The following is a 19,757-nucleotide window of genomic DNA, read 5'->3' as shown; positions in this document are numbered from 1 at the left end:
AGAGCACTATAGTAAGGAATATAGCCGTGTCTAAAGAAAAATTTGAACGTACAAAACCGCACGTCAACGTTGGTACTATCGGCCACGTTGACCATGGTAAAACTACCCTGACTGCTGCAATCACTACCGTACTGGCTAAAACCTACGGCGGTGCTGCTCGTGCTTTCGACCAGATCGATAACGCACCAGAAGAAAAAGCTCGTGGTATCACCATCAACACCTCTCACGTTGAGTATGACACCCCGACTCGCCACTACGCACACGTAGACTGCCCAGGCCACGCCGACTATGTTAAAAACATGATCACCGGTGCTGCGCAGATGGACGGCGCGATCCTGGTTGTTGCTGCGACTGACGGCCCTATGCCTCAGACTCGTGAGCACATCCTGCTGGGTCGTCAGGTAGGCGTTCCTTTCATCATCGTGTTCCTGAACAAATGCGACATGGTTGATGACGAAGAGCTGCTGGAACTGGTAGAGATGGAAGTTCGTGAACTGCTGTCTCAGTACGATTTCCCAGGCGACGATACCCCAATCGTTCGTGGTTCCGCGCTGAAAGCGCTGGAAGGCGAAGCAGAGTGGGAAGAGAAAATCATCGAACTGGCTGGCTACCTGGATTCTTACATCCCAGAACCAGAGCGTGCGATTGACAAGCCATTCCTGCTGCCAATCGAAGACGTATTCTCCATCTCCGGTCGTGGTACCGTTGTTACCGGTCGTGTAGAGCGCGGTATCATCAAAGTTGGTGAAGAAGTTGAAATCGTTGGTATCAAAGAGACTGCGAAGTCTACCTGTACTGGCGTTGAAATGTTCCGCAAACTGCTGGACGAAGGCCGTGCTGGTGAGAACGTTGGTGTTCTGCTGCGTGGTATCAAACGTGAAGAAATCGAACGTGGTCAGGTTCTGGCGAAGCCAGGCTCAATCAAGCCACACACCAAGTTCGAATCTGAAGTGTACATTCTGTCCAAAGACGAAGGCGGCCGTCATACTCCGTTCTTCAAAGGCTACCGTCCACAGTTCTACTTCCGTACAACTGACGTGACCGGTACCATCGAACTGCCAGAAGGCGTAGAGATGGTAATGCCAGGCGACAACATCAAGATGGTTGTGACTCTGATCCACCCAATCGCGATGGATGACGGTCTGCGTTTCGCAATCCGTGAAGGCGGCCGTACCGTTGGCGCGGGCGTTGTTGCTAAAGTTCTGGGCTAATTAATTATCCCTGAAATAAAAAGGACGCTTCGGCGTCCTTTTTTGTTTTCTGCCGTTGGGCATTGTCATAAAAATTCGCATTTTTTGCTTTCTCCCGCCACGTATTCCGACGCCCGTGCTATTGTAATCATAACCATTCTCACTTACACTTTGCGCATATTTTGAACGGGAGTCTTTATGTACGTTTGTTTATGTAATGGTGTAAGCGACAAAAAAATTCGTCAGGCCGTTCGCCAGTTTCAACCACAATCTTTCCAGCAGCTTCGTAAGTTTGTTCCGGTGGGAAATCAATGCGGTAAATGCGTTCGCGCAGCGCGTGAGATCATGCAGGACGAACTGATGCAGATCCCGGAATTCAAAGAGATCGCGTAAGCCTCCATCTTTTTTTTGACATCCCTGTAGCCCGATCTACGCTTCAATGAGTGGAAGCGGAGGGACTATATAATGAAAGGTGATGTTAAAATCATAAGTTATCTCAATAAATTATTGGGAAATGAGCTTGTCGCAATCAATCAGTATTTTCTCCATGCAAGAATGTTCAAAAACTGGGGACTGACTCGCCTCAACGATGTTGAATACCATGAGTCCATTGATGAAATGAAACACGCCGATAAATATATTGAGCGTATTTTATTCCTCGAAGGCATTCCTAACCTACAGGATCTCGGAAAACTGGGCATCGGAGAAGATGTTGAAGAGATGCTGCGTTCTGATCTCCGGCTGGAGCTGGAGGGTGCAAAAGACCTGCGTGAAGCCATTGCCTATGCGGACAGCGTACATGACTACGTCAGCCGGGATATGATGATCCAGATCCTGGCCGATGAAGAAGGGCACATCGACTGGCTTGAGACCGAACTGGATCTCATTAGCAAAATTGGCCTACAGAACTACCTTCAGTCTCAGATCAAAGTGGAAAGTTAATCAGGCTTTCCCAGCCAACGCATAAACCCGCTGCCGCCAGAAATGGCCCAAAAGGCAGTGGGTTTTTTAATGCCTGCTTATCAGGGTTGAACAACGAGAAACCAACCAGATACAGCAGAGCCATTAACGCGGCCACTAATGCCAGTACTGGCAGTACACACCAGCCATGCCATGCTCCCAGCGCCGCAAGATATTTTATGTCGCCATACCCCATCCCTTCACGTCGGCAGATGTGTCGATATCCCCAATAGATAACGGCGAATCCGGCGTATCCTGCCGTCGCACCCACTACCGCGCTCGGCAAAAAATCAGGATGAAGACAAAGCTGGTAGAGCAGGCCTGTCCATAGCAGCGGGCAAAGGAATTTATCGGGAAGCAGCCCCGTGCGAATATCGGTGCGTACAAGCAAGGCCGATAACGCAAAATAGATCAGCAGAAAGGGGAGGGACATTAGCATAGCGAGAGCCTCAAAATGGTTTGAGCGCATACTCGTAACAATCTGCATGCCCGGCAATGTGTAAAAACAACAATTGCATAGCGGCTTCAGACAAAGAGTTGAGAAGGGATACTTTGCATAAAAAATTGCGAGGCCTTACGCAGAGTACGACTTTGGCGCTTAATTTCTAAACGGCACTTGCGTCTTTCGCTGATTTACGTATAATGCGCGGGCTTGTCGTAATTGACGGCGGGTTCAATCTGAACCAGAGTAGCTCACTTTGTTACTCAACAATGCTCCCAATTGGGGAGCTACGTAAGAACGGTTACACTCTCCCATCAATCGTAATGGGTTTGAGGAGTAATCATTTTCGTTTATAAAATAATTGGAGCTCTGGTCTCATGCAGAACCAAAGAATCCGTATCCGCCTTAAAGCGTTTGATCATCGTCTGATCGATCAATCAACCGCGGAAATCGTCGAGACTGCTAAGCGCACTGGTGCGCAAGTCCGTGGTCCGATCCCGCTGCCGACCCGCAAAGAGCGCTTTACCGTTCTGATCTCTCCGCACGTTAACAAAGATGCGCGTGATCAGTACGAGATCCGCACTCACAAGCGTCTGGTTGACATCGTTGAGCCAACTGAGAAAACCGTTGATGCTCTGATGCGTCTGGATCTGGCTGCCGGTGTAGACGTGCAGATCAGCCTGGGTTAATCAGGTCATCGAGCGATTGAGAGGTTGATACAATGATTGGTTTAGTCGGTAAAAAAGTGGGCATGACCCGCATCTTCACTGAAGATGGCGTTTCAATCCCAGTAACCATAATCGAAGTTGAAGCAAACCGCGTTACCCAGGTTAAAGATCTGGCTAACGATGGCTACCGCGCTGTTCAGGTGACCACTGGTGCTAAAAAAGCTAACCGTGTAACCAAACCAGAAGCGGGTCACTTCGCTAAAGCTGGCGTAGAAGCTGGCCGTGGTCTGTGGGAATTCCGTCTTGCTGAAGGCGAAGAGTTCACCGTAGGTCAGGACATTAGCGTTGAGCTGTTTGCTGACGTTAAAAAAGTTGACGTAACCGGTACCTCTAAAGGTAAAGGTTTTGCTGGTACCGTTAAGCGCTGGAACTTCCGTACCCAGGACGCTACTCACGGTAACTCCTTGTCTCACCGCGTTCCGGGTTCTATCGGTCAGAACCAGACTCCGGGCAAAGTGTTCAAAGGCAAGAAAATGGCAGGTCAGCTGGGCAACGAACGTGTAACCGTTCAGAGCCTGGACGTAGTACGTGTTGACGCTGAGCGCAACCTGCTGCTGGTTAAAGGTGCGGTCCCGGGTTCAACCGGTAGCGACCTGATCGTTAAACCAGCTGTGAAGGCGTAAGGGGATAGCAATGGAATTAGTATTGAAAGACGCGCAGAGCGCGCTGACTGTTTCCGAAACTACCTTCGGTCGTGATTTCAACGAAGCGCTGGTTCACCAGGTTGTTGTTGCTTATGCAGCTGGTGCTCGTCAGGGTACTCGTGCTCAGAAGACTCGTGCTGAAGTAACTGGTTCAGGCAAAAAGCCATGGCGCCAGAAAGGTACCGGCCGTGCGCGTTCAGGTTCTATCAAGAGCCCGATCTGGCGTTCAGGTGGCGTGACCTTCGCTGCGCGTCCACAGGACCACAGTCAAAAAGTTAACAAAAAGATGTACCGCGGCGCGCTGAAAAGCATCCTGTCCGAACTGGTACGTCAGGATCGTCTGATCGTTGTCGAGAAGTTCTCTGTTGAAGCGCCTAAAACTAAGCTGCTGGCACAGAAACTGAAAGACATGGCTCTGGAAGATGTGCTGATCATCACCGGTGAGCTGGACGAGAACCTGTTCCTGGCCGCGCGTAACCTGCACAAGGTTGACGTACGCGACGCGACTGGTATCGACCCGGTTAGCCTGATCGCCTTCGACAAAGTCGTAATGACTGCTGATGCTGTTAAGCAAGTTGAGGAGATGCTGGCATGATTCGTGAAGAACGTCTGCTGAAGGTGCTGCGCGCACCGCACGTTTCTGAAAAAGCGTCTACTGCGATGGAAAAAACAAACACCATCGTTCTCAAAGTTGCTAAAGACGCGACCAAAGCAGAGATCAAAGCTGCTGTGCAGAAACTGTTTGAAGTCGAAGTCGAAGTCGTTAACACCCTGGTAGTTAAAGGGAAAGTTAAACGTCACGGACAGCGTATCGGTCGTCGTAGCGACTGGAAAAAAGCTTACGTCACCCTGAAAGAAGGCCAGAACCTGGACTTCGTTGGCGGCGCTGAGTAAGTCGGAGGAGTAATACAATGGCAGTTGTTAAATGTAAACCGACATCTCCGGGTCGTCGCCACGTAGTTAAAGTGGTTAACCCTGAGCTGCACAAGGGCAAACCTTTTGCTCCGTTGCTGGAAAAAAACAGCAAATCCGGTGGTCGTAACAACAATGGCCGTATCACCACTCGTCACATCGGTGGTGGCCACAAGCAGGCTTATCGTATTGTTGACTTCAAACGCAACAAAGACGGTATCCCAGCAGTTGTTGAGCGTCTTGAGTACGATCCGAACCGTTCCGCGAACATCGCGCTGGTTCTGTACAAAGATGGCGAACGCCGTTACATCCTGGCCCCTAAAGGCCTGAAAGCTGGCGACCAGATTCAGTCTGGCGTTGATGCTGCAATTAAAGCAGGCAACACCCTGCCGATGCGCAATATCCCGGTTGGTTCTACCGTTCATAACGTAGAAATGAAACCAGGTAAAGGCGGTCAGCTGGCGCGTTCCGCGGGTACTTACGTTCAGATCGTTGCGCGTGACGGTGCTTATGTCACCCTGCGTCTGCGTTCTGGTGAAATGCGTAAAGTCGAAGCAGACTGCCGCGCTACTCTGGGCGAAGTTGGCAATGCTGAGCATATGCTGCGCGTTCTGGGTAAAGCTGGTGCTGCACGCTGGCGTGGTGTTCGTCCTACCGTTCGCGGTACTGCGATGAACCCAGTCGATCACCCACATGGTGGTGGTGAAGGTCGTAACTTTGGTAAGCACCCGGTAACTCCGTGGGGCGTTCAGACCAAAGGTAAGAAGACCCGCAGCAACAAGCGTACTGATAAATTTATCGTACGTCGCCGTAGCAAATAATTTTAGAGGATAAGCCATGCCACGTTCTCTCAAGAAAGGTCCTTTTATTGACCTGCACTTGCTGAAGAAGGTAGAGAAAGCGGTGGAAAGCGGAGACAAGAAGCCCCTGCGCACTTGGTCCCGTCGTTCAACGATCTTTCCTAACATGATCGGTTTGACCATCGCTGTCCATAATGGTCGTCAGCACGTTCCAGTCTTTGTTACCGACGAAATGGTTGGTCACAAACTGGGTGAATTCGCACCGACTCGTACTTATCGCGGCCACGCTGCTGATAAAAAAGCGAAGAAGAAATAAGGTAGGAGGAAGAGATGGAAACTTTAGCTCAACATCGCCATGCTCGTTCTTCTGCACAGAAGGTTCGCCTTGTTGCTGACCTGATTCGCGGTAAGAAAGTGTCGCAGGCCCTGGACATCCTGACCTATACCAACAAGAAAGCTGCGGTATTGGTCAAGAAAGTACTGGAATCTGCCATTGCTAACGCTGAACACAACGATGGCGCTGACATCGACGATCTGAAAGTCGCGAAAATTTTCGTAGATGAAGGCCCAAGCATGAAGCGCATTATGCCGCGTGCGAAAGGTCGTGCAGATCGCATCCTGAAGCGCACCAGCCACATTACTGTGGTTGTGTCCGATCGCTGAGACTCTGGAGACTAGCAATGGGTCAGAAAGTACATCCTAATGGTATTCGCCTGGGTATTGTAAAACCATGGAACTCTACCTGGTTTGCGAACACCAAAGAATTCGCTGACAACCTGGACAGCGATTTTAAAGTACGTCAGTACCTGACTAAGGAACTGGCTAAAGCGTCTGTATCTCGTATCGTTATCGAGCGTCCAGCTAAGAGCATCCGTGTGACTATTCACACTGCTCGCCCTGGTATCGTTATCGGTAAGAAAGGCGAAGACGTAGAAAAACTGCGCAAGGTCGTAGCGGATATCGCTGGCGTTCCTGCACAGATCAATATCGCTGAAGTTCGTAAGCCTGAACTGGACGCTAAATTGGTTGCTGACAGCATCACTTCTCAGCTGGAACGTCGTGTTATGTTCCGTCGTGCTATGAAGCGTGCTGTACAGAACGCAATGCGTCTGGGCGCTAAGGGTATCAAAGTTGAAGTTAGCGGCCGTCTGGGCGGCGCGGAAATCGCACGTACCGAATGGTACCGCGAAGGTCGCGTACCGCTGCACACTCTGCGTGCTGACATCGACTACAACACCTCTGAAGCGCACACCACTTACGGTGTAATCGGCGTTAAGGTATGGATCTTCAAAGGTGAGATCCTGGGTGGTATGGCTGCTGTTGAACAACCGGAAAAACCGGCTGCTCAACCTAAAAAGCAGCAGCGTAAAGGCCGTAAATAAGGAGCGTCGCTGATGTTACAACCAAAGCGTACAAAATTCCGTAAAATGCACAAAGGCCGCAACCGTGGTCTGGCGCAGGGTACGGATGTTAGCTTCGGCACTTTCGGTCTGAAAGCTGTTGGCCGTGGTCGTCTGACTGCACGTCAGATCGAAGCAGCACGTCGTGCAATGACCCGTGCAGTTAAGCGTCAAGGTAAGATCTGGATCCGTGTATTCCCGGACAAACCGATCACCGAGAAGCCACTGGAAGTTCGTATGGGTAAAGGTAAAGGTAACGTGGAGTACTGGGTTGCCTTGATCCAACCGGGCAAAGTCCTTTATGAAATGGACGGTGTTCCGGAAGAGCTGGCCCGTGAAGCCTTCGGCCTGGCAGCAGCGAAACTGCCTATCAAAACCACCTTTGTAACTAAGACGGTGATGTAATGAAAGCAAAAGAGCTGCGTGAAAAAAGCGTTGAAGAGCTGAACGCTGAGCTGCTGAACCTGCTGCGTGAGCAGTTCAACCTGCGTATGCAGGCTGCAAGTGGCCAGCTGCAACAGACTCACCTGCTGAAGCAAGTGCGTCGCAATGTTGCGCGCGTTAAGACTTTACTGACTCAGAAGGCGGGTGCGTAATGACCGATAAAATCCGTACTCTGCAAGGTCGTGTTGTTAGCGATAAAATGGAGAAATCCATTGTTGTAGCTATCGAACGTTTTGTGAAACACCCGATCTACGGTAAATTCATCAAGCGTACGACCAAACTGCACGTACATGACGAGAACAACGAATGTGGTATCGGCGACAAGGTTGAAATCCGTGAATGCCGTCCACTGTCCAAGACTAAGTCCTGGACGCTGGTTCGCGTTGTAGAGAAAGCGGTTCTGTAATAGAGTACGCATTCTCAATACGAATAAACGGCTCAGCAATGAGCCGTTTATTTTTTCTACCCATATTGCAGAAGCGGTGTTATAATGCCGCGCCCTCGATATGGGGCTTTTTAACGGCTCTGATTTTAGAGTCTCAGGTAGTAGTTGACATTAGCGGAGCACTAAAATGATCCAAGAACAGACTATGCTGAACGTCGCCGACAACTCCGGTGCACGTCGCGTAATGTGTATCAAGGTTCTGGGTGGCTCGCACCGTCGCTACGCAGGCGTAGGCGACATCATCAAGATCACCATCAAGGAAGCAATTCCACGTGGTAAGGTCAAAAAAGGTGATGTGCTGAAGGCGGTAGTGGTGCGCACCAAGAAGGGTGTTCGTCGCCCTGACGGTTCTGTCATTCGCTTCGATGGTAATGCATGCGTTATTTTAAACAATAACAGCGAGCAGCCTATCGGCACGCGTATCTTTGGGCCGGTAACTCGTGAACTTCGTACTGAGAAGTTCATGAAAATTATCTCTCTGGCACCAGAAGTACTCTAAGGAGCGAATCATGGCAGCGAAAATCCGTCGTGATGACGAAGTTATCGTGTTAACCGGTAAAGATAAAGGTAAACGCGGTAAAGTAAAAAATGTTCTGTCTTCCGGCAAACTCGTCGTTGAAGGTATCAACCTGGTTAAGAAACATCAGAAGCCGGTTCCGGCCCTGAACCAACCAGGCGGCATCGTTGAAAAAGAAGCTGCTATTCAGGTTTCTAACGTTGCAATCTTCAATGCGGCTACCGGTAAGGCTGACCGTGTAGGCTTTAGATTTGAAGACGGCAAAAAAGTCCGTTTCTTCAAGTCTAACAGCGAAACTATCAAGTAATTTGGAGTAGTACGATGGCGAAACTGCATGATTACTACAAAGACGAAGTAGTTAACAAACTCATGACTGAGTTTAGCTACAATTCTGTCATGCAAGTCCCTCGGGTCGAGAAGATCACCCTGAACATGGGTGTTGGTGAAGCGATCGCTGACAAGAAACTGCTGGATAACGCAGCAGCTGACCTGACAGCAATCTCCGGTCAAAAACCGCTGATCACCAAAGCACGCAAATCTGTTGCAGGCTTCAAAATCCGTCAGGGCTATCCGATCGGCTGTAAAGTAACTCTGCGTGGCGAACGCATGTGGGAGTTCCTTGAGCGCCTGATCACTATTGCTGTTCCACGTATCCGTGACTTCCGTGGCTTGTCCGCTAAGTCTTTCGACGGTCGTGGTAACTACAGCATGGGTGTCCGTGAGCAGATCATCTTCCCAGAAATCGACTACGATAAAGTCGACCGCGTGCGTGGTTTGGATATTACCATTACCACTACTGCGAAATCTGATGAAGAAGGCCGTGCTCTGCTGGCTGCCTTTGACTTCCCGTTCCGCAAGTAAGGTAGGGTTACTGAATGGCTAAGCAATCAATGAAAGCACGCGAAGTAAAGCGCGTAGCTTTAGCTGATAAATTCTTCGCTAAACGCGCTGAACTGAAAGCGATCATTTCTGATGTGAACGCTTCCGACGAAGATCGTTGGAATGCGGTTCTCAAGCTGCAGTCTCTGCCGCGTGATTCCAGCCCGTCTCGTCAGCGTAACCGCTGTCGTCAAACAGGTCGTCCACATGGTTATGTGGGCAAGTTTGGGTTGAGCCGTATCAAACTGCGTGAAGCCGCCATGCGCGGTGAAGTACCAGGCTTGAAAAAGGCTAGCTGGTAATTACCAATTGAATCACGGGAGTAAAGACAGATGAGCATGCAAGATCCGATCGCGGATATGCTGACCCGTATCCGTAACGGTCAGGCCGCGAACAAAGTTGCGGTCACCATGCCTTCCGCCAAGCTGAAAGTGGCAATTGCCAACGTGCTGAAGGAAGAAGGTTTTATCGAAGATTTTAAAGTTGAAGGCGACACCAAGCCGGAACTGGAACTTACTCTCAAGTATTTCCAGGGTAAAGCTGTTGTAGAAAGCATTCAGCGTGTCAGCCGCCCAGGCCTGCGCATCTATAAGAAAAAAGATGAGCTGCCAAAAGTAATGGCTGGTCTTGGTATCGCAGTTGTTTCTACCTCTAAAGGTGTTATGACTGATCGTGCAGCGCGCCAGGCTGGTCTTGGTGGCGAAATTATCTGCTACGTAGCCTAATCGGAGGAAAGAATGTCTCGTGTTGCTAAAGCACCGGTCGTTATTCCTGCCGGCGTTGATGTCAAAATCGACGGTCAGGTTATTACGATCAAAGGTAAAAACGGCGAGCTGACTCGTACCCTCAACAAAGCTGTTGAAGTTAAACATGCAGATAACGCTCTGACCTTCGGTCCACGTGATGGTTTCGTGGATGGATGGGCTCAGGCTGGTACCGCGCGTGCCCTGCTGAACTCAATGGTTGTTGGTGTTACCGAAGGCTTCACTAAAAAGCTTCAGCTGGTTGGTGTAGGTTATCGTGCAGCTATCAAAGGGAATGCAGTAGGCCTGTCTCTGGGCTTCTCACACCCTGTTGAGCATCCGCTGCCGGCCGGAATCACTGCAGAATGCCCGACTCAGACTGAAATCGTGCTGAAAGGCGCTGATAAACAGCTGATCGGTCAGGTTGCAGCAGATCTGCGCGCCTACCGTCGTCCTGAGCCTTATAAAGGCAAGGGTGTTCGTTACGCCGACGAAGTCGTGCGTACCAAAGAGGCTAAGAAGAAGTAAGGTAACACTATGGATAAGAAATCTGCTCGTATCCGTCGTGCGACCCGCGCACGCCGCAAGCTCAAAGAGCTGGGTGCAACTCGCCTGGTGGTACATCGTACCCCGCGTCATATTTACGCACAGGTAATTGCACCGAACGGTTCTGAAGTTCTGGTAGCTGCTTCTACTGTAGAAAAAGCTATCTCAGAACAATTGAAGTATACCGGTAACAAAGACGCCGCTGCAGCTGTAGGTAAAGCTGTTGCAGAACGCGCTCTGGAAAAAGGCATCAGCAATGTTTCCTTTGACCGTTCCGGGTTCCAATATCATGGTCGTGTCCAGGCACTGGCAGATGCTGCCCGTGAAGCTGGCCTTCAGTTCTAAGGTAGAGGTGTAAGATGGCTCACATCGAAAAACAGGCTGGCGAACTGCAGGAAAAGCTGATCGCGGTAAACCGCGTATCTAAAACCGTTAAAGGTGGTCGTATTTTCTCCTTCACAGCTCTGACTGTAGTGGGTGATGGTAACGGTCGCGTTGGTTTTGGTTACGGTAAAGCGCGTGAAGTTCCAGCAGCGATCCAGAAAGCGATGGAAAAAGCCCGTCGCAATATGATTAACGTCGCGCTGAACAACGGTACCCTGCAACACCCAGTTAAAGGTGTTCACACGGGTTCTCGTGTATTCATGCAGCCAGCTTCCGAAGGTACCGGTATCATCGCCGGTGGTGCAATGCGCGCCGTTCTGGAAGTTGCTGGAGTTCATAACGTTCTGGCTAAAGCATATGGTTCCACCAACCCGATCAACGTGGTTCGTGCAACTATTGATGGCCTGGAAAATATGAATTCTCCAGAAATGGTCGCTGCCAAGCGTGGTAAATCCGTTGAAGAAATTCTGGGGTAATTGACCATGGCAAAGACTATTAAAATCACTCAAACCCGCAGTGCAATCGGTCGTCTGCCGAAACACAAGGCAACGCTGCTTGGCCTGGGTCTGCGTCGTATTGGTCATACCGTTGAGCGCGAGGATACTCCTGCTGTTCGTGGTATGGTCAACGCGGTTTACTTCATGGTTAAAGTTGAGGAGTAAGAGATGCGTTTAAATACTCTGTCTCCGGCCGAAGGCTCTAAAAAGGCGGGTAAACGCCTGGGTCGTGGTATCGGTTCTGGCCTCGGCAAAACCGGTGGTCGTGGTCACAAAGGTCAGAACTCTCGTTCTGGCGGTGGCGTACGTCGCGGTTTCGAGGGTGGCCAGATGCCACTGTACCGTCGTCTGCCGAAGTTCGGCTTCACCTCTCGCAAAGCAGCGATTACAGCGGAAATCCGTCTGTCTGACCTGGCGAAAGTTGAAGGCGGCGTTGTAGACCTGAATACGCTGAAAGCAGCTAACATTATCGGTATCCAGATCGAGTTCGCGAAAGTGATCCTGTCTGGTGAAGTTTCTACTCCGGTAACTGTTCGTGGCCTGCGTGTTACTAAAGGTGCTCGTGCTGCTATCGAAGCTGCTGGCGGTAAAATTGAGGAATAAGTAGCAGATGGCTAAGCAACCGGGATTAGATTTTCAAAGTGCCAAAGGTGGATTTGGCGAGCTGAAACGCAGACTGCTGTTTGTAATCGGCGCGCTGATTGTGTTCCGTATTGGCTCTTTTATTCCGATCCCTGGTATTGATGCCGCTGTACTTGCCAAACTGCTTGAGCAACAGCGAGGCACCATCATTGAAATGTTCAACATGTTCTCTGGTGGTGCTCTCAGCCGTGCTTCTATTTTCGCACTGGGTATTATGCCGTACATTTCGGCATCGATTATTATCCAGCTGCTGACGGTCGTTCATCCGGCCCTGGCAGAGTTGAAGAAAGAAGGGGAGTCTGGACGTCGTAAGATTAGCCAGTACACCCGTTACGGCACTCTGGTGCTGGCAATATTCCAGTCGATCGGTATTGCTACCGGTCTTCCGAATATGCCTGGTATGCAGGGCCTGGTATTAAACCCAGGCTTTGCATTCTATTTCACCGCTGTTGTAAGTCTGGTCACAGGGACCATGTTCCTGATGTGGCTCGGCGAACAGATTACTGAACGAGGTATCGGTAACGGTATCTCAATCATTATCTTCGCCGGTATCGTTGCGGGTCTCCCGCCGGCCATCGCCCATACTATCGAGCAAGCGCGTCAAGGCGACCTGCACTTCCTCCTGTTGCTGTTGGTTGCAGTATTAGTATTTGCAGTGACGTTCTTTGTTGTCTTCGTTGAACGTGGTCAACGCCGCATTGTGGTGAACTACGCTAAACGTCAGCAGGGTCGTCGTGTCTATGCTGCACAGAGCACACATTTACCGCTGAAAGTGAATATGGCGGGGGTTATCCCGGCTATCTTCGCTTCCAGTATTATTCTGTTCCCGGCAACCATCGCGTCATGGTTCGGGGGCGGTACTGGTTGGAACTGGCTGACAACAATTTCGCTGTATTTGCAGCCTGGGCAACCACTTTATGTGTTACTCTATGCGTCTGCGATCATCTTCTTCTGTTTCTTCTACACGGCGTTGGTCTTCAACCCGCGTGAAACAGCAGATAACCTGAAGAAGTCCGGTGCATTTGTACCAGGAATTCGTCCGGGAGAGCAAACGGCGAAGTATATCGATAAAGTAATGACTCGCCTGACTTTGGTTGGTGCGCTTTATATTACTTTTATCTGCCTGATCCCGGAGTTCATGCGTGATGCAATGAAAGTACCGTTCTACTTCGGTGGGACCTCACTGCTTATCGTTGTTGTCGTGATTATGGACTTTATGGCTCAAGTGCAAACTCTGATGATGTCCAGTCAGTATGAGTCTGCATTGAAGAAGGCGAACCTGAAAGGCTACGGCCGCTAAATGGTCGTCTGAGAAGTTACGGAGAGTAAAAATGAAAGTTCGTGCTTCCGTCAAGAAATTATGCCGTAACTGCAAAATCGTTAAGCGTGATGGTGTCATCCGTGTGATTTGCAGTGCCGAGCCGAAGCATAAACAGCGCCAAGGCTGATTATTTCGCATATTTTTCTTGCAAAGTTGGGTTGAGCTGGCTAGATTAGCCAGCCAATCTTTTTTATGTCTGTACGTTTCCATTTGAGTATCCTGAAAACGGGCTTTTCAGCATGGTGCGTACATATTAAATAGTAGGAGTGCATAGTGGCCCGTATAGCAGGCATTAACATTCCTGATCAGAAACATGCTGTGATCGCATTAACTTCGATCTACGGCGTCGGCAAGACCCGTTCCAAAGCCATTCTGGCTGCAGCGGGTATCGCTGAAGATGTTAAGATCAGTGAGCTGTCTGAAGAACAAATCGACACGCTGCGTGACGAAGTTGCCAAATTTGTCGTTGAAGGTGATCTGCGCCGTGAAATCAGCATGAGCATCAAGCGCCTGATGGATCTTGGTTGCTATCGCGGTTTGCGTCATCGTCGTGGTCTGCCAGTGCGCGGTCAGCGTACTAAGACCAACGCACGTACCCGTAAGGGTCCGCGCAAACCGATCAAGAAATAATCGGGGTGATTGAATAATGGCAAAGGCACCAGTTCGTGCACGTAAACGTGTAAGAAAACAAGTCTCTGACGGCGTGGCTCATATCCATGCTTCTTTCAACAACACCATCGTTACTATTACTGATCGTCAGGGTAACGCATTGGGTTGGGCAACAGCCGGTGGTTCCGGTTTCCGTGGTTCTCGCAAATCCACTCCGTTCGCAGCTCAGGTTGCAGCAGAGCGTTGCGCTGAAGCCGTAAAAGAATACGGCATCAAGAATCTGGAAGTTATGGTTAAAGGTCCGGGTCCGGGTCGTGAATCTACTGTTCGCGCTCTGAACGCCGCTGGTTTCCGCATCACGAATATTACTGATGTGACTCCGATCCCTCATAACGGTTGTCGTCCGCCGAAAAAACGTCGCGTATAACGCTCGTTTTTTAGGTTAGTTGGAGATAGAAAATGGCAAGATATTTGGGTCCTAAGCTCAAGCTGAGCCGTCGTGAGGGCACCGACTTATTCCTTAAGTCTGGCGTTCGCGCGATCGATACCAAGTGTAAAATTGAACAAGCTCCTGGCCAGCACGGTGCGCGTAAACCGCGTCTGTCTGACTATGGTGTGCAGTTGCGTGAAAAGCAAAAAGTTCGCCGTATCTACGGTGTGCTGGAGCGTCAGTTCCGTAACTACTATAAAGAAGCAGCACGTCTGAAAGGCAACACAGGTGAAAACCTGCTGGCTCTGCTGGAAGGTCGTCTGGACAACGTTGTATACCGTATGGGCTTCGGCGCGACTCGTGCTGAATCACGCCAGTTGGTTAGCCATAAAGCAATCATGGTAAACGGTCGTGTTGTTAACATCGCTTCTTATCAGGTTAAAGCGAATGACGTTGTTAGCATTCGTGAGAAAGCGAAAAAGCAATCTCGCGTGAAAGCCGCTCTGGAGCTGGCTGAGCAGCGTGAAAAGCCAACCTGGCTGGAAGTTGATGCTGGCAAGATGGAAGGTACGTTCAAGCGTCAGCCTGAGCGTTCTGATCTGTCTGCGGACATTAACGAACACCTGATCGTCGAGCTTTACTCCAAGTAAAGCTTAGTACCAAAGAGAGGACACAATGCAGGGTTCTGTGACAGAGTTTCTAAAACCGCGCCTGGTAGATATCGAGCAAGTGAGTTCGACGCACGCCAAGGTGACCCTTGAGCCTTTAGAGCGTGGCTTTGGCCATACTCTGGGTAACGCACTGCGCCGTATTCTGCTCTCATCGATGCCGGGTTGCGCGGTGACCGAGGTTGAGATTGATGGTGTACTTCATGAGTACAGCACCAAAGAAGGCGTTCAGGAAGATATCCTTGAAATCCTGCTCAACCTGAAAGGGCTGGCGGTGAGAGTTCAGGGTAAAGATGAAGTTATTCTTACTCTGAATAAATCTGGCATTGGCCCTGTGACTGCAGCCGACATCACCCACGACGGTGATGTTGAAATCGTCAAGCCGCAGCACGTGATCTGCCACCTGACCGATGAGAACGCAGCTATTAGCATGCGTATCAAAGTTCAGCGCGGTCGTGGTTATGTGCCGGCTTCTGCCCGAATTCATTCGGAAGAAGATGAGCGCCCAATCGGCCGTCTGCTGGTCGACGCATGCTACAGCCCTGTAGAGCGTATTGCCTACAATGTTGAAGCAGCGCGTGTAGAACAGCGTACCGACCTGGACAAGCTGGTCATCGAAATGGAAACCAATGGCACAATCGATCCTGAAGAGGCGATTCGTCGTGCGGCAACCATCCTGGCAGAACAACTGGAAGCTTTCGTTGACTTACGTGATGTACGTCAGCCGGAAGTGAAAGAAGAGAAACCAGAATTCGATCCGATCCTGCTGCGCCCTGTTGACGATCTGGAATTGACTGTCCGCTCTGCTAACTGCCTCAAGGCAGAAGCTATCCACTATATCGGTGATCTGGTACAGCGTACCGAGGTTGAGTTGCTGAAAACGCCGAACCTGGGTAAAAAATCTCTTACCGAGATTAAAGACGTGCTGGCTTCACGTGGTCTGTCTCTGGGCATGCGCCTGGAAAACTGGCCACCGGCAAGCATTGCTGACGAGTAACCGGATCACAGGTTAAGGTTTTACTGAGAAGGATAAGGTCATGCGCCATCGTAAGAGTGGTCGTCAACTGAACCGCAACAGCAGCCATCGCCAGGCTATGTTCCGCAACATGGCAGGTTCACTGGTTCGTCATGAAATCATCAAGACGACCCTGCCTAAAGCGAAAGAGCTGCGTCGCGTAGTTGAGCCGCTGATTACTCTTGCCAAGACTGACAGCGTTGCTAATCGTCGTCTGGCATTCGCCCGTACTCGTGATAACGAGATCGTGGCAAAACTGTTTAACGAACTGGGCCCGCGTTTCGCGAGCCGTGCCGGTGGTTACACTCGCATTCTGAAGTGTGGCTTCCGTGCAGGCGACAACGCGCCGATGGCTTACATCGAGCTGGTTGATCGTTCAGAGAAAGCAGAAGCTGCTGCAGAGTAATCTGTAGTAACGTAAAAAAACCCGCCTCGGCGGGTTTTTTTATATCCGCAGAATCTCCACTTATCTACAATGTCTGTATCTTTTCTGCTCATCCCCTGGAGTTCATTATGTGGTTGCTCGATCAGTGGGCTGAACGCCATATTAGCGATGCCCAAAACAAAGGCGAGTTTGAAAATCTCCCCGGTAGCGGTGAGCCACTGGTGCTGGACGATGATTCACACATTCCCCCTGAATTACGAGCCGGTTATCGCTTACTGAAAAACGCAGGTTGTTTACCCCCTGAACTTCAGCAACGCAATGAAGCCGTCGAGCTTGCCGATCTGCTTAAAGGCATTCATAAGAATGACCCGCGGTACTCCGAAATCAGCCGTCGATTAGCGCTCTTCGAAATAAAACTGCGCCAGACGGGAATGAATACTGACTTTTTGCATGGTGAGTACAGTGAAAGGTTAATGCAAAAAATAAACGAGGAGTAGCCATGTACCGCATAGGTGAACTTGCGAAGCTTGCTAACGTAACGCCGGATACTATCCGCTACTACGAAAAGCAGCAGATGATCGATCATGAGGTCAGAACAGAAGGTGGATTTCGCCTTTATACGGATAACGACCTGCAACGCCTTCGTTTTATCCGCTATGCCCGGCAACTCGGCTTCACGCTGGAGTCGATCCGTGAACTGCTGTCGATCCGTATCGATCCTGAACATCATACGTGTCAGGAATCTAAAAGCATCGTTCAGGCCCGGCTGGATGAAGTTGAAGGACGAATTCAGGAGCTGCAGGCCATGCAACGATCTCTACAAAGGCTGAATGACGCGTGCTGCGGTACTGCTCACAGCAGTGTTTATTGCTCAATACTGGAAGCCCTTGAACAGGGCGCCAGTAGTGAAACTCAGGGTTGTTGATTTTTTATCAGCCACGGACTAGACTCCCGCCGACATTAACTATGCTCAGGAGAAATGATGAGCCGCTATCAGCATACTAAGGGACAAATTAAGGATAACGCCATTGAGGCATTGCTTCACGACCCGCTTTTTAGACAGCGTGTTGAGAAGAACAAGAAGGGAAAAGGGAGTTATTTGCGTAAAGGTAAACATGCACAACGTGGTAACTGGGAGGCCAGTGGCAAGCAAGCTAATCGCTTTTTTACCACTGGCCTTTCTGTTTCTCTCGCCTGATTAAACGCGGTTATTCTGCTCTTTTAACAGATCGCGAATTTCAGTCAGTAAGACTTCTTCTTTAGTTGGTGCTGGCGGGGCAGCAGCCGGTTCTTCTTTTTTACGGTTAAGTCTGTTGATAAGTTTGATCGCCATGAAAATGGCAAATGCCACGATCACGAAATCAAATACGTTCTGAATGAATACGCCGTAGTGCATTACAACCGCAGGGATATCGCCCTGAGCTTCCCGAAGGGTGAAGGCAAATTGTTTGAAATCAATGCCTCCAATCAACAGTCCTAACGGCGGCATAATAATGTCGGCGACTAATGATGAAACGATCTTACCGAACGCCGCACCAATAATGACACCCACAGCCAAATCCACCACATTCCCGCGCATCGCAAATTCGCGAAATTCTTTAATAAAACTCATTATGTTCTCCTTGTGCCAGCTGACGCCTATAAGTTTAACAAATGATTAGCTAATTGCCATTGGGGATAAATAATCGTTATGAAAAATAAAAGGCATGAAAATTAGAAGGTTAATATTTGGGTGCCCTCGTCTGAGCACCCAAATCATTACAGGAAGAACGGGCTTGGCTGGAATAAACGCTCGACGTCGGTAATAAATTTTTTATCGGTCAGGAACATAATAACGTGGTCACCCTGCTCAATACGTAAATTATCATTGGCGATCATCACATCATTACCTCGCACTACTGCGCCGATAATGGTGCCTGGTGGAAGTTTAATTTCATCGATTGCGCGACCAACAACGCGTGACGTCGTTTCATCCCCGTGAGCGACGGCTTCAATGGCTTCAGCAACACCACGACGAAGAGATGACACGCCGACAATATCCGCTTTACGCACATGGCTTAGCAGGGCAGAGATGGTGGCTTGCTGGGGTGAAATAGCAATATCAATTACGCTACCCTGTACCAGATCGACATAAGCCTTACGCTGGATAAGCACCATAACTTTTTTCGCCCCCATACGTTTAGCGAGCATGGCGGACATAATATTCGCTTCGTCGTCGTTGGTGACGGCAATAAAAAGATCAACCTGATCGATATGCTCTTCGGCCAGCAATTCCTGATCCGAAGCATCGCCATAAAACACGATGGTATTCTGAAGTTTTTCAGCCAGCTCTGACGCGCGTTGTTGATCCCGTTCGATCAGCTTCACGCTGTAGTCTTTTTCCAGCCGTCTCGCCAGACCTGCGCCAATATTACCGCCGCCAACCAGCATAATACGTTTATACGGTTTTTCGAGACGCTGTAGTTCACTCATCACCGCACGGATATGCTGAGAAGCCGCAATAAAGAAGACTTCATCCCCGGCTTCTACAATGGTGGAACCTTGCGGACGAATAGGTCTGTCGTGACGGAAAATCGCCGCAACACGCGTATCGATATGTGGCATATGCTCGCGCATTGTCGACAGGGCATTACCAATCAGCGGGCCCCCGTAATAAGCCTTCACGACCGCCAGGCTTACTTTCCCTTCAGCAAAGTTCACAACCTGCAACGCGCCCGGGTACTCAATCAGACGATAAATACTGTCGATAACCAGCTGTTCAGGCGCAATAAGATGGTCGATAGGTACTGCTTCTGAATTAAACAGCTTTTCCGCATCCCGGACATAGTCCGGGGAGCGAATGCGGGCGATGCGGTTTGGGGTGTTGAAAAGCGAGTAGGCCACCTGACATGCAACCATGTTGGTTTCATCAGAACTGGTTACTGCAACCAGCATGTCGGCATCGTCCGCGCCCGCTTCCCGAAGCACACGTGGATGAGAGCCGTGCCCCTGAACAACGCGGAGGTCGAACTTGTCCTGCAAAACGCGCAGGCGATCGCCATTGGTATCCACAATGGTGATATCGTTGTTTTCACCCACGAGATTTTCCGCCAGCGTTCCGCCAACTTGCCCTGCGCCCAGAATGATAATTTTCATCTTTCGTGACCTGTTCTCAAC

General features: G+C 50.0%; 37 protein-coding genes. 34 read left to right on the top strand and 3 right to left on the bottom strand.

From position 1 onward, the window contains the following. The first annotated feature begins 26 nt into the window (after positions 1 to 26). From tuf to bfr, 3 genes are all read left to right on the top strand, one after another. Positions 27 to 1,211 carry an elongation factor Tu gene (gene tuf, locus L3069_RS20670; protein WP_017693880.1) on the top strand — a complete coding sequence of 395 codons (1,185 nt, stop codon included), beginning with the start codon at positions 27 to 29 and terminating at the stop codon, positions 1,209 to 1,211. Positions 1,212 to 1,388: 177 nt separating this feature from the next. Next, the gene (bfd, locus tag L3069_RS20665; RefSeq protein ID WP_003863268.1) at positions 1,389 to 1,583 is read left to right on the top strand and encodes a bacterioferritin-associated ferredoxin; all 195 of its coding nucleotides are present in this window, start codon (positions 1,389 to 1,391) and stop codon (positions 1,581 to 1,583) included. Positions 1,584 to 1,655: 72 nt separating this feature from the next. Next, positions 1,656 to 2,132 carry a bacterioferritin gene (gene bfr / locus L3069_RS20660; protein ID WP_003863270.1) on the top strand — a complete coding sequence of 159 codons (477 nt, stop codon included), beginning with the start codon at positions 1,656 to 1,658 and terminating at the stop codon, positions 2,130 to 2,132. Here the strand turns inward: bfr and L3069_RS20655 are convergent. After that, positions 2,116 to 2,589 (bottom strand): A24 family peptidase, encoded by a 474-nt coding sequence (locus tag L3069_RS20655; RefSeq protein ID WP_038416827.1) that lies wholly within the window; start codon positions 2,587 to 2,589, stop codon positions 2,116 to 2,118. The two genes, bfr and L3069_RS20655, sit on opposite strands and share 17 nt — an antisense overlap. Before the next feature lie 380 nt (positions 2,590 to 2,969). Here L3069_RS20655 and rpsJ point away from each other — a divergent pair, with 380 nt between their 5' ends. From rpsJ to L3069_RS20500, 31 genes are all read left to right on the top strand, one after another. After that, on the top strand, positions 2,970 to 3,281 hold the full coding sequence (gene rpsJ / locus L3069_RS20650) for a 30S ribosomal protein S10 (RefSeq protein WP_001181005.1): 312 nt from the start codon (positions 2,970 to 2,972) through the stop codon (positions 3,279 to 3,281). A gap of 32 nt (positions 3,282 to 3,313) precedes the next feature. Then, a complete protein-coding gene (gene rplC / locus L3069_RS20645; protein ID WP_236901896.1) occupies positions 3,314 to 3,943 on the top strand; it encodes a 50S ribosomal protein L3 in 630 nt (209 codons plus the stop codon). A gap of 10 nt (positions 3,944 to 3,953) precedes the next feature. Next, entirely contained in the window at positions 3,954 to 4,559 is a 606-nt protein-coding gene (gene rplD, locus L3069_RS20640; RefSeq protein ID WP_000424395.1) for a 50S ribosomal protein L4, read from the top strand. Further along, entirely contained in the window at positions 4,556 to 4,858 is a 303-nt protein-coding gene (gene rplW / locus L3069_RS20635) for a 50S ribosomal protein L23 (protein ID WP_000617546.1), read from the top strand. The genes rplD and rplW overlap by 4 nt, the downstream gene beginning before the upstream one ends. A gap of 17 nt (positions 4,859 to 4,875) precedes the next feature. Next, positions 4,876 to 5,697, top strand: coding sequence for a 50S ribosomal protein L2 (rplB, locus tag L3069_RS20630; protein ID WP_000301859.1), 822 nt, complete (start codon positions 4,876 to 4,878; stop codon positions 5,695 to 5,697). Positions 5,698 to 5,713: 16 nt separating this feature from the next. Next, on the top strand, positions 5,714 to 5,992 hold the full coding sequence (gene rpsS / locus L3069_RS20625) for a 30S ribosomal protein S19 (RefSeq protein ID WP_001138117.1): 279 nt from the start codon (positions 5,714 to 5,716) through the stop codon (positions 5,990 to 5,992). Positions 5,993 to 6,006: 14 nt separating this feature from the next. After that, positions 6,007 to 6,339, top strand: a complete 333-nt coding sequence (rplV, locus tag L3069_RS20620; protein WP_002919773.1) for a 50S ribosomal protein L22 — start codon at positions 6,007 to 6,009, stop codon at positions 6,337 to 6,339. Between the two features lie 17 nt (positions 6,340 to 6,356). Then, positions 6,357 to 7,058: a 30S ribosomal protein S3 gene (rpsC, locus tag L3069_RS20615; protein ID WP_000529945.1), complete on the top strand. Its 702-nt coding sequence runs from the start codon at positions 6,357 to 6,359 to the stop codon at positions 7,056 to 7,058. 12 nt (positions 7,059 to 7,070) lie between these two features. Continuing rightward, entirely contained in the window at positions 7,071 to 7,481 is a 411-nt protein-coding gene (rplP, locus tag L3069_RS20610; protein WP_038416824.1) for a 50S ribosomal protein L16, read from the top strand. Next, complete coding sequence (gene rpmC / locus L3069_RS20605) at positions 7,481 to 7,672, top strand: 50S ribosomal protein L29 (protein ID WP_003863282.1); 192 nt, start codon at positions 7,481 to 7,483, stop codon at positions 7,670 to 7,672. The genes rplP and rpmC overlap by 1 nt, the downstream gene beginning before the upstream one ends. Beyond that, a complete protein-coding gene (gene rpsQ / locus L3069_RS20600; RefSeq protein ID WP_002438707.1) occupies positions 7,672 to 7,926 on the top strand; it encodes a 30S ribosomal protein S17 in 255 nt (84 codons plus the stop codon). Before rpmC ends, rpsQ begins: the two co-directional genes overlap by 1 nt. Positions 7,927 to 8,092: 166 nt before the next feature. Continuing rightward, positions 8,093 to 8,464 (top strand): 50S ribosomal protein L14, encoded by a 372-nt coding sequence (rplN, locus tag L3069_RS20595; protein WP_002919748.1) that lies wholly within the window; start codon positions 8,093 to 8,095, stop codon positions 8,462 to 8,464. Positions 8,465 to 8,474: 10 nt separating this feature from the next. Continuing rightward, positions 8,475 to 8,789: a 50S ribosomal protein L24 gene (rplX, locus tag L3069_RS20590; RefSeq protein WP_003863287.1), complete on the top strand. Its 315-nt coding sequence runs from the start codon at positions 8,475 to 8,477 to the stop codon at positions 8,787 to 8,789. Between the two features lie 14 nt (positions 8,790 to 8,803). Continuing rightward, positions 8,804 to 9,343, top strand: coding sequence for a 50S ribosomal protein L5 (rplE, locus tag L3069_RS20585; RefSeq protein ID WP_022649589.1), 540 nt, complete (start codon positions 8,804 to 8,806; stop codon positions 9,341 to 9,343). 14 nt (positions 9,344 to 9,357) lie between these two features. Next, the gene (rpsN, locus tag L3069_RS20580) at positions 9,358 to 9,663 is read left to right on the top strand and encodes a 30S ribosomal protein S14 (protein WP_003863291.1); all 306 of its coding nucleotides are present in this window, start codon (positions 9,358 to 9,360) and stop codon (positions 9,661 to 9,663) included. 30 nt (positions 9,664 to 9,693) lie between these two features. Further along, positions 9,694 to 10,086, top strand: coding sequence for a 30S ribosomal protein S8 (gene rpsH / locus L3069_RS20575; protein ID WP_006178918.1), 393 nt, complete (start codon positions 9,694 to 9,696; stop codon positions 10,084 to 10,086). A gap of 12 nt (positions 10,087 to 10,098) precedes the next feature. Further along, complete coding sequence (gene rplF / locus L3069_RS20570) at positions 10,099 to 10,632, top strand: 50S ribosomal protein L6 (protein WP_003863296.1); 534 nt, start codon at positions 10,099 to 10,101, stop codon at positions 10,630 to 10,632. 9 nt (positions 10,633 to 10,641) lie between these two features. Further along, on the top strand, positions 10,642 to 10,995 hold the full coding sequence (gene rplR / locus L3069_RS20565) for a 50S ribosomal protein L18 (protein ID WP_003863297.1): 354 nt from the start codon (positions 10,642 to 10,644) through the stop codon (positions 10,993 to 10,995). 14 nt (positions 10,996 to 11,009) lie between these two features. After that, a complete protein-coding gene (gene rpsE / locus L3069_RS20560; protein WP_003863299.1) occupies positions 11,010 to 11,510 on the top strand; it encodes a 30S ribosomal protein S5 in 501 nt (166 codons plus the stop codon). Positions 11,511 to 11,516: 6 nt separating this feature from the next. After that, positions 11,517 to 11,696 (top strand): 50S ribosomal protein L30, encoded by a 180-nt coding sequence (rpmD, locus tag L3069_RS20555; protein WP_003863301.1) that lies wholly within the window; start codon positions 11,517 to 11,519, stop codon positions 11,694 to 11,696. Between the two features lie 3 nt (positions 11,697 to 11,699). Next, the gene (gene rplO / locus L3069_RS20550) at positions 11,700 to 12,134 is read left to right on the top strand and encodes a 50S ribosomal protein L15 (protein ID WP_014885468.1); all 435 of its coding nucleotides are present in this window, start codon (positions 11,700 to 11,702) and stop codon (positions 12,132 to 12,134) included. 7 nt (positions 12,135 to 12,141) lie between these two features. Further along, positions 12,142 to 13,473, top strand: coding sequence for a preprotein translocase subunit SecY (gene secY / locus L3069_RS20545; RefSeq protein WP_003863305.1), 1,332 nt, complete (start codon positions 12,142 to 12,144; stop codon positions 13,471 to 13,473). Between the two features lie 31 nt (positions 13,474 to 13,504). Further along, positions 13,505 to 13,621, top strand: coding sequence for a 50S ribosomal protein L36 (rpmJ, locus tag L3069_RS20540; protein WP_000868187.1), 117 nt, complete (start codon positions 13,505 to 13,507; stop codon positions 13,619 to 13,621). 146 nt (positions 13,622 to 13,767) lie between these two features. Next, positions 13,768 to 14,124, top strand: coding sequence for a 30S ribosomal protein S13 (gene rpsM, locus L3069_RS20535; protein WP_003863308.1), 357 nt, complete (start codon positions 13,768 to 13,770; stop codon positions 14,122 to 14,124). A gap of 16 nt (positions 14,125 to 14,140) precedes the next feature. After that, positions 14,141 to 14,530, top strand: coding sequence for a 30S ribosomal protein S11 (gene rpsK / locus L3069_RS20530; RefSeq protein WP_003863312.1), 390 nt, complete (start codon positions 14,141 to 14,143; stop codon positions 14,528 to 14,530). 32 nt (positions 14,531 to 14,562) lie between these two features. After that, a complete protein-coding gene (rpsD, locus tag L3069_RS20525) occupies positions 14,563 to 15,183 on the top strand; it encodes a 30S ribosomal protein S4 (protein WP_003863314.1) in 621 nt (206 codons plus the stop codon). 25 nt (positions 15,184 to 15,208) lie between these two features. Then, entirely contained in the window at positions 15,209 to 16,198 is a 990-nt protein-coding gene (gene rpoA, locus L3069_RS20520) for a DNA-directed RNA polymerase subunit alpha (protein ID WP_002919219.1), read from the top strand. A 40-nt stretch (positions 16,199 to 16,238) separates the two neighbouring features. Further along, positions 16,239 to 16,622, top strand: coding sequence for a 50S ribosomal protein L17 (gene rplQ / locus L3069_RS20515; protein WP_001216368.1), 384 nt, complete (start codon positions 16,239 to 16,241; stop codon positions 16,620 to 16,622). Between the two features lie 107 nt (positions 16,623 to 16,729). Further along, positions 16,730 to 17,098 (top strand): DUF1992 domain-containing protein, encoded by a 369-nt coding sequence (locus L3069_RS20510; RefSeq protein ID WP_126509694.1) that lies wholly within the window; start codon positions 16,730 to 16,732, stop codon positions 17,096 to 17,098. Between the two features lie 2 nt (positions 17,099 to 17,100). Next, on the top strand, positions 17,101 to 17,526 hold the full coding sequence (gene zntR / locus L3069_RS20505; protein WP_003863328.1) for a Zn(2+)-responsive transcriptional regulator: 426 nt from the start codon (positions 17,101 to 17,103) through the stop codon (positions 17,524 to 17,526). 57 nt (positions 17,527 to 17,583) lie between these two features. Next, positions 17,584 to 17,799, top strand: a complete 216-nt coding sequence (locus L3069_RS20500; protein WP_022649585.1) for an alternative ribosome-rescue factor A — start codon at positions 17,584 to 17,586, stop codon at positions 17,797 to 17,799. Here the strand turns inward: L3069_RS20500 and mscL are convergent, their stop codons facing one another. Further along, a complete protein-coding gene (gene mscL / locus L3069_RS20495; protein WP_003863335.1) occupies positions 17,800 to 18,213 on the bottom strand; it encodes a large-conductance mechanosensitive channel protein MscL in 414 nt (137 codons plus the stop codon). It abuts the gene before it with no gap. Between the two features lie 146 nt (positions 18,214 to 18,359). Then, on the bottom strand, positions 18,360 to 19,736 hold the full coding sequence (gene trkA / locus L3069_RS20490) for a Trk system potassium transporter TrkA (protein WP_003863337.1): 1,377 nt from the start codon (positions 19,734 to 19,736) through the stop codon (positions 18,360 to 18,362). Positions 19,737 to 19,757 lie beyond the last annotated feature (21 nt).

Origin of the sequence: Enterobacter cloacae complex sp. ECL411 (genome assembly GCF_021869665.1) — a bacterium.
Taxonomy (GTDB): Bacteria; Pseudomonadota; Gammaproteobacteria; order Enterobacterales; family Enterobacteriaceae; genus Enterobacter; species Enterobacter intestinihominis.
This window is presented reverse-complemented; position numbering and strand designations above follow the sequence as displayed.